The organism is Oleiphilus sp. HI0132, from assembly GCF_001635845.1.
The window spans coordinates 1-13,621 of record NZ_LWGJ01001514.1 but is presented as its reverse complement, the minus strand read 5'-3'; the positions used below and the strand labels follow the sequence as shown (position 1 = coordinate 13,621).

Genomic DNA, 13,621 nt, shown 5'->3' with positions numbered 1-13,621 from the left:
AGAGAGTGTGCACCCTTCGTCAATGATCGAAGTCATGTGCATGAAAAATCGAGCTCCTTGCCACCTTTCTTATTTTATAACAAAGTTACCAATGCTCAAGCGCTATGCAGCACCTTGAGCAGAAAAACGATAGCCAGTACCTCGAACAGTTTGAACCAGGTATTCATGCCTTTCACCTAATGCCTTGCGAAGGCGCCGAATATGAACATCAACGGTTCGATCTTCAACATAGACATTGCCACCCCAAACTTGATCAAGTAGCTGGGAACGGCTATAAACGCGGTCTTGATGCGTCATAAAGAACTGCAGTAGCTTAAACTCAGTTGGCCCCATGCTCAGCAAATTATTGTGAGCGGTAACGCGATGACAAACTGGGTCAAGTACCAATCCATCTATTTCGATTTCACTTTCGACACCCGCAGGCGTCGCACGACGAAGTACAGCTTTAAGACGAGCAACCAATTCACGAGGAGAAAAAGGCTTAGTAATATAGTCGTCGGCACCGACTTCCAAACCCTGTACTTTATTATCCTCTTCGGTTTTAGCTGTCAGCATAATAATAGGGATATCACTGGTCGCTTCATTGCGTTTCAAGCGTCTTGCCAATTCAATTCCGCTAGTGCCTGGCAACATCCAATCAAGTAAAATCATATCGGGACGTTGATCCACAATAGCAATAAATGCATCCTGCGCATTTGAAGCTTCGATACAATTGTAATCAGCCATTTCTAAAGCAACAGCAATCATTTCTCTGATTGATGCTTCATCATCAACAATTAATACGGTTTTTTCTGACATAGTACTTACTCCAAAAATCAAACTGTATTAAAACGGCAAGCTGTTACAGTTTTATGACACTACACTGTAAGCCTATGCTGAGAACCTAATGAGCGCTCCTTTTTGCGAAGTTTTACAATTCACCTGACATAAAAGTCTAGAAACAGTCCCAGGAATAAAACCATACCCACCCAGTTATTGTTCAAAAACGCCTTAAAGCACTCATCTCTGTCACGATGGCGAATCAAGTGCTGCTGATATACAAATAGTACCGACGCAACGACAATACTCAGAAAGTAAAACTGCCCCATTTCAAGCTGTTCACCTAACAAGCTCAGCGTCAATATCACCAAAACCTGCAAAAATGCGATAATCGCCCGATCAGCCGAACCAAATAAGATGGCCGTGGATTTAACGCCGATTTTGATATCATCATCCCTATCGACCATGGCATACATCGTATCATAAGCAACGGTCCACAAGACTGTTGCCATATAGATCAACCAGATATGCGCAGGCAGTTCATTCACTTGCGCGGCATAAGCCATAGGAACGGACCAGGCAAATGCAGCACCTAAGACCACCTGTGGTAAATAAGTATAGCGCTTCATGAAGGGATAAGCAGAAGCAAGTGCGAGTGCACCAAATGAAAGGTAAATTGTCAGTTCATTGGTAAACAAAACCAGGATGAAAGACAACAGACATAAAACGGCGAAAAAGATCAAAGCCTGTTTTGCACTCACCCGCCCCGTCACCAGAGGGCGAGCTTCAGTGCGCTTTACATGACCGTCTATTTTTCTATCCGCAAAGTCATTGATTACGCAGCCTGCCGAGCGCATGAAAACAGAGCCGGCGATAAAAATAGCTAACACATCCATAGCTGGTATGCCCTCGGCAGCAAACCATAATGCCCAAAGCGTTGGCCACAAAACCAGATAAATACCTATAGGCTTATCCAACCTCGCAAGCCTTACGTAGTCCATTGCAACACTTGCAAACGCGGGTTTACTCTGAGTATTCATATGCCTATTTCTCTCGTTTGCTTGCCTCAAATACCCGAGGCATAAATAGTTCGCTCACCAGCAATGGTTTCTGACGAAGAAAAAATACCGAGCGCCGCCCAAATACGGGTTCTTTAAACTGTTTCACCAAGGAGACACTTTCAAGCTTACTACGCGTCATAACTCTGGATTTAAACAGAAATGCGCCTAAAGGCTTATCTCCCAAATACTGAAGCTGTCTTTCATAACCACTTAGCGTTGTTTTCGGAATAATACTGCGCGCTATCACCCATACTTCTCCGAAACAAAGCAGCTCAACTTCCCTGACCAGCGCTTTCTGACGCTCTCTCACTTTTAGTATCCGCCTCTCCTCAAGACTTGGTACAGCCCAGCCTTGATAAGTGACACGCACACTAAAGTTATTATTTGATGCTTCGATAAGCCTCTTGGTAAGTGAACCTTGATCAAAGACCCAGGAACCATATTGTTTAGGCACTTTCCAGTCGGGTATCCGCCGAGCGGCTGGCTTTAGCATCACATGCCCTTAACTGCGTAAATACCCGGCGCATTCCGCCAATAGCCTTGATAATCCATACCAAAACCAAAAACAAAACGATCCTCAACATTTAAACAAGTATAGTCAGCGAGCAGATCCTTGGTCGCCTTTCTGTCATGTTGCTTATCCAATAAAACCGTCGTCAGAACACGCGCTGCACCTTGCTGCCGACAATAATCCTGTACATGTAAGAGGGTATGCCCTTCATCAAGGATATCATCAACCAGAAGAACGGTTCGGCCCGACAGTGCTTTTACCGGCTTAGCCAGCCAGTCCAAGCGGCTGCCAGAGGTTTCATTCCCATATCGGGTAGCGTGTAAATAATCCAGCTCTAGTGGAAAATTCAAATGAGCGAGTAAGTGACCACAGTACACCAAACCGCCATTCATAATTGAAATAACCAGAGGGTTGTCGGTCGCTAAGTCTTGCTCAATATCTTTGGCTGTCTTTTCAATTGCATCACTTAGCTCAGACATATCGATTAGGCAGTCGGCCTCATTAAAGACTTTCTGGGCTTCGACGGTTTTGGTATTGGACATAGATCTTCCTGATAAAATGGCTGTGCAGATTATATCTGTGAGCCTGCCTGGCCGCAAAGTTACTATCGCTGAAATAGTGAAAGATTTGTGCTGATCGAGCTGATTCGGTAAATTAGCCCGCTAAGTGAATGAGGCAACATTTATTCTCTAAACTAGAATCTTCTCTTCGCATAAGCAAGCGGGCGCTAGTGTAAACCAGAGAGGCATGTTTGTATGCATTCGAAAGGCAAGTAACATTTTGATAATACAGGTATAAAGAATGAAGAAGTGGCAATGCGTAGTCTGCGGATTAATTTATGATGAGAGCGAAGGCTGGCCTGATGATGGCATCGAAGCGGGCACCTCATGGGAAGATGTACCCGAAGACTGGCTTTGCCCTGACTGTGGTGTAGGCAAAGAAGACTTTGAAATGGTAGAGATTTAACATGAATACTTCACCTATCGTTGTCATTGGTAGTGGCTTGGCCGGATATAATCTTGTTAAGGAGGTTCGCAAGCTGGACCAGGAAAGCGAGATTATTGTGATCACTCAGGATGACGCACACTCTTATTCCAAGCCTATGCTCTCGACAGCACTTGCCAAAGGCAAGCAGGCTGATGAGCTATCAATGGCCGACCCGGGAAAGTTCGCGGCACAGCACAATATTTCAATCAGAAATCATACGAGTGTTGACCGAATCGATACTTCTGCCAAAGCAATCCTGATAGGTGAAGAACGCTTAGACTACAGCAAGCTAGTGCTTGCTTGTGGTGCTCAGGTCAATAAGCTCAGTTTTCCCGGAAGTGAGCTTGAGAAAGTCGTTTCAATCAATGACCTAATGGACTACCGCCGTTTTCGTTCTTTGTTAGGCGAAAACTGCTCAGAAAGCCAGAACCATGTACTGATCATGGGTGCCGGCTTAATCGGCTGTGAATACGCGAATGACTTATTGGCAAGCGGTTATAAGGTAACTATCGTTGACCCTTCAAAATCAGCCTTAAACAGTTTGATTCCTGAAGAGGCCGGACAAGCGCTTATCGAAGGCCTTAGTGATGCAGGTTGTCAGTTTGAAATGCAAGCTCATGTAAGCGAAATCACTGAACAAGGAAATGGTTTGCTTGCTCGTTTAAGTAATGGCCAAGAACTTGAGTGTGCCTTGGTTATTTCTGCCGTCGGCCTGAAAGCCAATATACAAATTGCTCAAGACTCGGGGATTGAATGCCAGCAAGGGATTGTCACCAACGCCTTGCTACAAACTAGTGCAGAAGATGTCTACGCCTTAGGTGACTGCGCAGAGATCGAAGGGCAGGTCAGACTCTACGTGCTGCCACTAATGACCTGCGCACGCACCTTAGCGAAGACTCTGACCGGCACACCGAGCCAGGTAAGCTTCGGCATCATGCCGATAGCAACTAAAACACCCGCCTGCCCCGTCGTCGTTTGCCCACCTGCCAGTGCTTCAGGCCAATGGCGCTTCGAACAAGATGGCCTGAATATTTGTGGTCGTCATTATAACGAGCAAGACTGTTTGGATGGTTTTGTACTAACTGGGCAACGCTGTGTTGAAAAACAAGCGCTAGTTAAAGAGCTCAGTAGTCTTTAAGCTAAAGACTCCCTGAATTAGGCGCTTTGTTTAAAACTCAACAAAGCGCGATTAATAAAGTGAGTCATGATCATGCAAGACGTACTACAACAACTCATCGATGTCCTTCAACTTAAGCAACTCAACAACTTAGTCTTTGAAGGTTGCAGCGAAGATTTGGGCTTCAAAAATGTATTCGGTGGACAGGTCTGTGGTCAAGCACTGATGGCGGCTTATCAAACAGTCGATCAACTCAGCGCTCACTCAATGCATGGCTACTTTTTACGCCCAGGGGATCATTCTCTACCAATTCAGTACGAAGTGCAGATTATTCGAGACGGTAGTTCTTTCGCAACACGGCGAGTCATTGCCCGGCAAGACGACAAAGAGATTTTTACCCTCAACGCTTCGTTTCAAAAAGATGAAGCGGGTTCAGAACACCAGTTTGATATGCCCGAAAGCAAGTCGCCAGAAGAACTGGCTTCCGAGCTGGAAATACGTCGTCGCTTTAAGCACCTGATACCTGAAAAACTTAGGGAGCAGTTCACCCGCGATAAACCAATCGAAATCAGACCAGTTAAGCCAATTGACTATACCAACCCGGATATTCGTCCACCCTATAAGCAAAATTGGTTTAGAGCGGTGGCATCAGTCCCCAATGATCTATCATTACACCATTGCCTTCTGGCCTATGCCTCGGACTTCGGCCTGCTTGGTACTAGTATGCTGCCGCACGGTTTGAGTTTTATGCAAAAAGGCATGCAAGTTGCGAGTCTTGATCATTCGATATGGTTCCATCGCCCTTTCAAGGTTGATGAATGGTTACTTTACGATATGGATAGCCCTAGTGCGTCAGGCGGAAGAGGCTTTAATCGAGGGAATATTTTTAACCAACAAGGTGAGTTAGTTGCTTCAGTATGCCAGGAAGCATTGATTAGAAAACGTAGTTAAAACTGCAAATGCGTGACGCCTTGCTAGGATACGTCACGCGTATCGCTTTCAGACTTATCAAGCCACTGAAGTAGCCTCTCCATCGGCAAAGGTGGGGTTAGTAAATAACCTTGAACAGAATCGCACTTTAGCTCTCTTAAGCGCTCCATCGTCTCTTCATTTTCGACACCTTCTGCCACCACCTGATAACCCAGTTTTTGGCACATGTTAATGGTTGCTTCAGCAATGAGCTCATTGCCCTCATCCCCACATATTCCCGATATCAAGGATTTATCGATTTTAATCTCTGTCGCCGGTAATGACTTTAAATACGCCAAAGAGGAGTAGCCAGCGCCAAAGTCATCAACCGATAAACGTAAGCGTAAAGCACACACTTTATTTAAGACCTCAATCGCATCCAAAGGATTCGCCATCATCGAGGTCTCAGTTAACTCAAAATAAATGCGCTGAGGATCGCTGTTGTTATCAGCCATTTGAGCGCTCAGAAAATCAATCAAATCTCCCTCTCGCAGGTTCAACACCGATAGATTGATTGACATATTCAAGTCCCAACCAAGCTCTTTGAGACTATTCTGGGCTTTAAGTGCATTGCTCACCACCCAGCGTGTTAATGCTTTAATAATGCCTGTTTGTTCGGCAATCTCAATAAACTCATCAGGCCTAACCAAGCCATAACGCTCATGGTTCCACCTTACCAAGGCCTCCATACCTACAACTCGATTCTCTTTAAGAGAGTATTTAGGCTGAAAGTACAAAGCCAGATGATCATTCTTGATCGCTTCCTTCAATTCAGAAACCATCATCAAGCGGCGCGCATTGTATTGATCATATTCAGGGCGATAGTAAGAAAGGTGTCGCTCAAGTGCTTCCGATGAGTCTGCAGCTACTTGGGCATGGCGCAATAAAGTTTCGGTGTTCAAACCGTGCTCAGGACAAACAGCCACACCAATTACCGGACGCAGTTCCAGACGCATCTCCTTAAACTCAATTGGTTGCATTGCCTGCTTTAGAATTTCATTTACCTGCTCTGTGTGGCTTTCCGCAAGCTCTGCCTCAACGAGCATCACAAATGAGCCTGGCTCCAAAGAACAAATTAATGCTTCCTCGGAAGGCCCCTGAAGTTTGACGATACCTGGCATATTAACCGACAATGCAGCGAAATTCTGAGCCACCTCGACCTGCATTAAATCAGTATTATGGTGACCCAAGGTACGACTGATCTCCATATAACGAAGGATTTCGATCACACAAATAGCGATCCGTTTATTCCCACGAGACTCAATAACCAAATTAGCCTGCTGCTCAAAGCAGGAGCGGTTTGGCAAGTGGGTCGTGGGATCAGATAAAGACTTGTTTAATAGCTTCTGTTCGGTTTCTCTGCGCTCAAGTTGCTCCAGTAATCGTGCTTCTTGCGCAGCTATTCGCTGCCTATGCTCTTGATAGAAACGTGAGGCTAAGGCTGCGTTTAGTATAAATAGCTCTAGTGCTGAACCGATCTGCATACCGTACTCGGTAACGAAGCTCACCGGCATCAGGCCCTGTTTACTGAGCGCAGATATCGTCACACCAAACATGAAAGTACTCCATGCTGTGGCATAGATCCACGCCATCCTATTCCCCATAAAGCCCAATATTGGCCCCATTATGAGTAAAACAAAGCTGCCAGGAATGGCCCCCATCACCGACAATTGCAAGGAGGTCTGCGCATCAAATACCAAGATGCCAGCAAGGCCAATCAAGGCAATACCAATGATCGCATTGATTAAATACCCCAAAGTCTTACTGTATTGCTCAGGCTTGAGAAATTCTCGTGAGAATAGCGCTGAAAAAAGTAAACAGCTGGACGGCAATAACAATAAAAGCGTGTGATGAAACTCGGGGTTATCTGAATAAATAAAGGGGAAAAGCTTCGCTCTCATAATACCAAAGAACAGCATGTACAAGAATGCTGCGACTGAATAGTATAAATACAGCTTTTCCCTGAGCGCGACAAAGATTAATAAGTTAAAGAAGACAATAACTGATACAACGCCAAAGTAGGTCGCATGTAATGCGTCTTCTTTTCCTAGCTGCACAAAGGTGCTCGTTGCATCAGAAATTTTCATCGGAACCAACTGAGAACCTGCCGTGTCGACTCTTAGATAAATCTGGTGGGTTTCACCCGCAGCTATTTTGACAGGAAAGAGAAAATTAGGGTGATCTATCAGGCGCTGCGAATAGGGCTTTCTATCTCCGGTGTGAACTTCACTGACTAAGTTGTCACCTGCAAAATGATAAAAATCCACATAATCCAACAAAGGGTAACTGATCTCTAGAATCTGCTCCTTTTGCGCCTGGCTTGGGTTACTTAATTCAAAACGATACCAGTACGGATAACGCTGATAACCAAAGTTAGCCGAGTCTTCACTAAGACCTTTCCATTCACCTTCTCTTACAAGGCTTTTTATTGCCTCTATGCCGCTGTTACCTGAGTGATCTACTAGGTATTCACTTCGAATAATACGGGGCGCACCATCGTCTGGCATCACATTCGTAATACCCCAAGCAGGCCCGATAAAGCTTCCACTTAGACACAGCAAGAATATCAGTAGCGGCCTAAGCAAAATGTTTTTTAAGAACGTCATATATAAGGTTGGCTAATTTTAGTGTAAACAATTTCTCTGTTTCTTAAGCGTAGCAGGACAATTGATTTTTTCCTCTGCTCACTTGATATACATTTATGAGTAGATTCCCCCTTATTCACAAACTATTTCAAACAAATACATGCTATGACTTCAACTAAGCTCTATACTGAAGCTATGCTGCCTATAAAAAATATACTTGTAGAAAATAAGGAGTTATCGATGAGTAGTGCAGAAGCGAGCAAACAAGCCAAAATAATTAGTGAACTACGCGTCTTTATTCGAAAGTGTCTAAGTGACCCTAGTGTTTCAACAAAATGCATGGAGATCGCACGCGAGCTGAAAAATGAACCTGATGCTTCCGCTAAAATAGCAGAGAAGATCAGCGCCTCAACAATTGTTAGAATTCCTGAACAATTGAGTGATGCTGATAAGATCTTCTTGGAAGTCATTCACGAAGTCTTAGATGACGAAGCTGCGTTATATTAAGCTGAAGCAGTAATCTAGATTTAGCCTTGAGTGATTAAATCTATGCACCAATAGTCTGTGTTTATCTCAGACTATTGGCTATCCTCGGAGAGCTGACACAAACTACGCAATAACTTCATTGCTCGTTGAACCTCCATAGAAGCGTTCACGATTTCTTTCTGCTCTGCCAGAATATCTCTTAATGTATCAGTGGTCGTCAGTGGATTTGCTAATACCACTCGAAAGACGACACATGCTTGTCGATTATACTTCGGGGGTTCCAAACGCGTTCTTGAAACAAACGATAGGCCTTTCTCACGCTGAGTTTTTTGTACAAACTTAGTGATACGATCCAGAACTGCATTGATCTTTTCCATCAAAATATCGTCTGCAACTGCTAACACCGACGTTGCAAACTCCGGGCAATAACGATAAGTAATAATATTTAACTCAGGATAGGTAATCACCTCGAAGTCCTGATCGTTGTCGATCATGGCAGCAAAAGCTTTGGCTTTATTGATACCTTCGTTGATCAATATCTCGTATCCATCTTTGGCAATAATCTTCAGGCCAGAGTGAATCAGCATCGCCATTCCCGGGCGTGAACCTTCGAGAGTTGTACTTCCCAAATCCTTCGAGCCACGACGGACAACATACTGAGCATGATGTTCAATGGCCTTCAGTTTCTTTGGGTCCTTAAACACCACCAAGCCACTACCCATCGGAACATATAACTGCTTGTGTGCATCCAGGGTGACAGAATCTGCTTTTTCGATGCCTTTTAATAAAGAGCGATAGTCATTTGAAAATAATGTCGGGCCACCCCAGGCTGCATCGACATGAAAGTGAGCCTTAAACTCGCGCGCGATTTCAGCCACTTCTTCAAGAGGGTCGATATTGCCTGTCTCTGTTGTACCGGCAATGCCAATCACGCTAATTATGCAGATATTTTCTTTCTTCAAGCGAGTGCAGGTATCTCGTAAGGCTTCCAGATCTATACGGTTATGCTCATCAGTCTCTACAGAAACCAGGTAATCTCGACCTATGCCGATAATATCTGCTGTTTTGCTAAAAGAGTAATGCCCTCTTTTTGAGACCACGATTGCAGCACCATCATAACCATAGTACTTAATCGCTCGAAATAAGCCTTCATGGGCAACGCCCTTGAAGTTTCCTTCGGGTGGAAAGGCTAAATTTCGAGCCGCCCAAAGAGCTGTGATATTGGCAATGGTGCCGCCTGAGCACATTGCCCCCAATGCATGCCCTGCATCGTGCATCCACTTGCTATAAAAATCACTGTCTTCAGCGTATACCAGGCGGTGCAACATCCCGAGCACCTGTCTCTCTAGGGGCGTAAACGCTTTCGAGGTTTCGGTTTTTACCAGGTTCTGGTTGAGCGCAATCATGATCTTGGAAAGCGGCAACATGAAATAAGGTAAAGCAGAGGTCATATGACCAACGAAGCTAGGCGATGAGGTGTGAACAGACTGCGCAACTATTTTATCTAGAAGAAATTGAGTATGTTCGGATACAAAAATGGGCTTTTCAGGAATCCTGGGATCAGAAAAGTCTTTTTCCATTTCTTGCAAATCATGTTCGACCGCGACGATATGGTCCTGCATAAATCCTGCAAGATTATTAGAAACGTCTTTATCAATACGGCTAAGAGTAGAGTCTGGTGCTTCGGGTACTGTAAATACTCGATACATACTCTCTATGCTTGCCTGAGCAAACTTCTGCTTATGGTATAACTTGTCCAACATAGCTCACAACGTAGATTCAATACCCAAAATTTGAACGGGCGCTAGTATAGTCGGTCGTACAAAGGATAACCAGCCAAGGTCTCTTGCAATGGACCAATATCGTTTAAAAAACCTTATTGACTGGGAAGAATTGCCAAATCACCACTCTTTTGAAGCGATGCCAGCAACTGCTCCTTTAGATTTTTCACACTTTGATATTCAAGCTGAGCCGTAATTTCCTGCTCGACTTGATAAAAAGGCTTGGCAATATGCTCCTGGTTAGCATGATAAAAGTCACTCACGCGTTGACTATCAACTTCATATTCAGACTTTGGAAAAAGTGTTTTGCCTGCCTGCTCAGCACTCACCTTATGATCTTTCGCATACTGATAAATATGCATCTGCAAAGCGGCCATTTCGAGAGTTCTGCGCCTCTCGCGCTCTAACTTGCTAATACGTTCCTTAAACTCTGGCGACAGGTCTTCGAGATTTTTATCAATGCCTTTATAAACCAATAAAGGGGCGCGCTCTTCGACTTCTTTCTGCGCAGCATTCTGAGCCAAGAGGTTGGCTAGAACCATGCCAAATGAAAAGGCAAAGAACATCATAATGAACTGCGTTCTCCCCGGTTTCTGACTTTCTTTCAAAACGCTTCCTCTCTTACTCTATGACAGGTCAAGACACTGATACATGCAAAGACTTGTTTTAGTTCAAGCATAGACACATACTTCTGAAATTACAGGTTTACTTAAATTTTTGTCCTTGCCGGTCATTTAAATTCTTTATCGCCCTATTTACTAAGAAGCCACTATGCTTGAAAAGCTATTCTCCAATATTTTTGACGCTGCCCAGCAGTCTTTCTGTCGCTACCCCGTAGTGCTTAGTGGCGACAAGAATTGGTGTTTAGATACGGTTCAAAGCAACTCGCTTTTCGGCGATATAAATGAGGCTATTTATATCAGCGCCTCCGAACCTATTAAAGGCTTTAAGTCTGTTTCTGCNCATAAAGTTAAAAGCCTCTTGGGTGGTGATTGTAATCTGTTGCTTTGGGATGGCTTCGATGGCTTAAGCCCGGACGGACTTGGTGGAGCATCTGGACTTGTTCGCGGAGGAGGCTTATTTATCATCATGGTGCCCCCTCTCGCTGACTTGGCTAAAGCACCTGACCCAGACTATCGCCGCATGTGCAGTGACGAGTCAGAGTTATCTAAAACAAACACCTTTTTTCTCCAGCGTTTGATTAGCTTTTTTAACAGTCAGGATTGTCTGCTATTTTGCCAAGAGAATCAGTCTCAGCTTCCTGCTGTTCCTGCGGCTGCGACGACTCAGGTACAGGCCCTACCCACACCTGACCAGCGCGAAGCAATTGAGCTAATCACTCATGTTGTCGAAGGGCACCGTAGACGGCCACTGATCGTCACCGCCGATAGGGGACGAGGCAAAACCAGCGCGCTTGGCATTGCCGCGGCGAAGTTGGCCCTCAAATATAAAAAATCTATTTTGATTACAGCCCCCTCAAAACGAGCTTGTGCCAATGCATTCTTCCACTTTTCAAAATACATTACAGATGAGTGTGGCAACCACGATAGTTATTCTCACTGTCTGAAGTTTATATCGCCTGATGAGCTCTTACTTACCAAGCCCGAGTGCCAGTTACTGCTAATCGATGAAGCTGCCGGAATTCCAGCGTCTACATTGAGTGAACTACTAAAGCACTATTCTAGAATCGTATTTTCAAGCACCATCCATGGCTACGAAGGCAATGGTCAAGGCTTTGCAATTCGTTTTAAGAAACAACTCGACCTACTAACACCCAAGTGGAAAAGCATTCATCTAAGCCAGCCAGTTCGTTGGGCCGAGAATGACCCCTTAGAAAATTGGATGAGTCGGCTATTATTTTTATCCTTGAATGACGATTCATTTAGCCAAAAACGTAGTGTAAAAAACAAACATACAGAGATGAACGTGCTCTGGCCTTCACAGCAGCAACTAGCCTCCGAGCCTAAACTTCTTGAGCAGGTTATTTCATTGCTAGTGAATGCTCACTATCAAACTTCCCCTGACGATATAAGACTTATACTTGATCATCCCGGTGTGTTGCTAGCTTGTGGTTTCAAAGATCATATAGAAAGTGAGCAACAAGGTGAGTTGATCTCAGCAATGCTGATAATACGAGAAGGGGGGATTTTAGAAAGCACTCTGCAACAAGAGATCCTCGCAGGAAAGCGACGCTTACGTGGCCACTTAGTTCCGCAGACTCTTGCTACCCTCTCTGGCGATATCAAAAACCTGGAACAACACTCATTGCGTATAATGCGTATTGCAGTACGCGCTGAATACGAGAATCAAGGGCTCGGTAGCCAACTAATTGAAGAAGCTTTACAAGTCGCGAAAACTAAACACCTTGATTGTCTTACTACAGCATTTGGACTGACAACCGAGTTGCTTTCTTTCTGGTCAAAGAATCAGTTTTCGCTTCTCAAACTTGGTCTTCAACGTGATAATGCTAGTGGCTGTTATGCCGCGATTATGCAAAGGCCGATATCTTTGTCTGCACAGGAAAATTTGGCTCTATTAGAAAGTATCTATGCCAGAAATTTGCTCAGTGGTATCAGTAGACAATATCAACACCACGCTAGCGATACGCTGTATGATGCGCTAACAGAAGCGAAAATTCCAGCAGTAGAGCTAAGGCTAGACAGCAGGCAGCTTGCTCAACTTCAACGCTTTGCTAGCCATAAGTTGGCCATCGAAGAATGTATGAGCGAGTTGATCAGTTTGACCTTATCTTGCTTCAAACAAAAAAATAAAAAAAGTTCAATCAAGCGCCCGCTACAAGTACTGATTCGACGGGTTTTACAAGCTCGTTCAATTTCTGATTGTGTGGAGGAGTTTAATTTTAGTGGGAAAAAAGACCTGGATAAGCATCTTAGAGAGGCCGTTCAAGTACTTTTAGAGCAGCTAAGCAGCCCTAAAATACTTTGAAATCAGGAAGGCTCAGCGCTTAAATACTAAAGCTCGAACCACAACCACAGGTTGTTTCTGCATTCGGATTGGTCACAGAAAACTGAGCACCTTTTAGGCCTTCAGTATAATCAACTGTCGCTCCGACGAGGTATTGATAACTCATGGCGTCGACAACCAGGTCTACACCCTGCTTGCTAACAACCGTATCATCTTCTGAAAGGTCTTCATCAAAAGTGAAGCCATATTGAAAACCCGAGCAACCACCGCCAGTCACATAAACGCGTAGCTTAAGAGCAGGATTTTCTTCCTCCTCAACCAGCTGTTTAACTTTACTCGCCGCCGCGTCGGTAAAAAATAGCGGGCTTGGCACATGAGTTTCTACAATGCTCATTGGTTCTCCGGCATTTGATTCTAATATTAGAATACTAAAACAATGT

13 protein-coding genes are annotated in these 13,621 nt (G+C 44.4%); 5 read left to right on the top strand and 8 right to left on the bottom strand.

Going from position 1 to position 13,621, the window contains the following annotated elements; genetic code table 11:
• Positions 1-102: 102 nt before the first annotated feature.
• The 4 genes from phoB to A3766_RS23345 form a co-directional block, all read right to left on the bottom strand.
• Positions 103-798 carry a phosphate regulon transcriptional regulator PhoB gene (gene phoB, locus A3766_RS23360; RefSeq protein WP_068510058.1) on the bottom strand — a complete coding sequence of 232 codons (696 nt, stop codon included), beginning with the start codon at positions 796-798 and terminating at the stop codon, positions 103-105.
• A 119-nt stretch (positions 799-917) separates the two neighbouring features.
• A complete protein-coding gene (ubiA, locus tag A3766_RS23355; protein WP_068510056.1) occupies positions 918-1,799 on the bottom strand; it encodes a 4-hydroxybenzoate octaprenyltransferase in 882 nt (293 codons plus the stop codon).
• Between the two features lie 4 nt (positions 1,800-1,803).
• Positions 1,804-2,313 carry a chorismate lyase gene (locus A3766_RS23350; RefSeq protein ID WP_068552536.1) on the bottom strand — a complete coding sequence of 170 codons (510 nt, stop codon included), beginning with the start codon at positions 2,311-2,313 and terminating at the stop codon, positions 1,804-1,806.
• A complete protein-coding gene (locus A3766_RS23345) occupies positions 2,313-2,873 on the bottom strand; it encodes a hypoxanthine-guanine phosphoribosyltransferase (protein ID WP_068552532.1) in 561 nt (186 codons plus the stop codon). The genes A3766_RS23350 and A3766_RS23345 overlap by 1 nt, the downstream gene beginning before the upstream one ends.
• Before the next feature lie 259 nt (positions 2,874-3,132).
• On the opposite strand from A3766_RS23345, the gene A3766_RS23340 reads away from it, so the two are divergent.
• The 3 genes from A3766_RS23340 to A3766_RS23330 all read left to right on the top strand — a co-directional run bounded on the left by A3766_RS23340 (position 3,133) and on the right by A3766_RS23330 (position 5,386).
• Positions 3,133-3,297 carry a rubredoxin gene (locus A3766_RS23340; protein WP_068510051.1) on the top strand — a complete coding sequence of 55 codons (165 nt, stop codon included), beginning with the start codon at positions 3,133-3,135 and terminating at the stop codon, positions 3,295-3,297.
• Between the two features lies 1 nt (position 3,298).
• Positions 3,299-4,456 (top strand): FAD-dependent oxidoreductase, encoded by a 1,158-nt coding sequence (locus A3766_RS23335; RefSeq protein WP_068510049.1) that lies wholly within the window; start codon positions 3,299-3,301, stop codon positions 4,454-4,456.
• A gap of 72 nt (positions 4,457-4,528) precedes the next feature.
• Entirely contained in the window at positions 4,529-5,386 is an 858-nt protein-coding gene (locus A3766_RS23330; RefSeq protein WP_068510077.1) for an acyl-CoA thioesterase II, read from the top strand.
• Between the two features lie 23 nt (positions 5,387-5,409).
• Here A3766_RS23330 and A3766_RS23325 read toward each other — a convergent pair whose 3' ends face one another.
• Complete coding sequence (locus tag A3766_RS23325; RefSeq protein ID WP_068510047.1) at positions 5,410-8,010, bottom strand: EAL domain-containing protein; 2,601 nt, start codon at positions 8,008-8,010, stop codon at positions 5,410-5,412.
• A gap of 219 nt (positions 8,011-8,229) precedes the next feature.
• On the opposite strand from A3766_RS23325, the gene A3766_RS23320 reads away from it, so the two are divergent.
• On the top strand, positions 8,230-8,496 hold the full coding sequence (locus tag A3766_RS23320; protein WP_068510046.1) for a hypothetical protein: 267 nt from the start codon (positions 8,230-8,232) through the stop codon (positions 8,494-8,496).
• A 71-nt stretch (positions 8,497-8,567) separates the two neighbouring features.
• On the opposite strand, the gene panP is transcribed toward A3766_RS23320, so the two are convergent.
• The gene (panP, locus tag A3766_RS23315; RefSeq protein WP_068510044.1) at positions 8,568-10,238 is read right to left on the bottom strand and encodes a pyridoxal-dependent aspartate 1-decarboxylase PanP; all 1,671 of its coding nucleotides are present in this window, start codon (positions 10,236-10,238) and stop codon (positions 8,568-8,570) included.
• A gap of 113 nt (positions 10,239-10,351) precedes the next feature.
• Positions 10,352-10,864 (bottom strand): hypothetical protein, encoded by a 513-nt coding sequence (locus A3766_RS23310; protein WP_068510042.1) that lies wholly within the window; start codon positions 10,862-10,864, stop codon positions 10,352-10,354.
• A gap of 163 nt (positions 10,865-11,027) precedes the next feature.
• Here A3766_RS23310 and A3766_RS23305 point away from each other — a divergent pair, with 163 nt between their 5' ends.
• Positions 11,028-13,202 carry a tRNA(Met) cytidine acetyltransferase TmcA gene (locus A3766_RS23305; RefSeq protein ID WP_068510040.1) on the top strand — a complete coding sequence of 725 codons (2,175 nt, stop codon included), beginning with the start codon at positions 11,028-11,030 and terminating at the stop codon, positions 13,200-13,202.
• A gap of 19 nt (positions 13,203-13,221) precedes the next feature.
• Here the strand turns inward: A3766_RS23305 and erpA are convergent, their stop codons facing one another.
• Positions 13,222-13,575 carry an iron-sulfur cluster insertion protein ErpA gene (gene erpA, locus A3766_RS23300; protein ID WP_068510038.1) on the bottom strand — a complete coding sequence of 118 codons (354 nt, stop codon included), beginning with the start codon at positions 13,573-13,575 and terminating at the stop codon, positions 13,222-13,224.
• Positions 13,576-13,621: the final 46 nt, after the last annotated feature.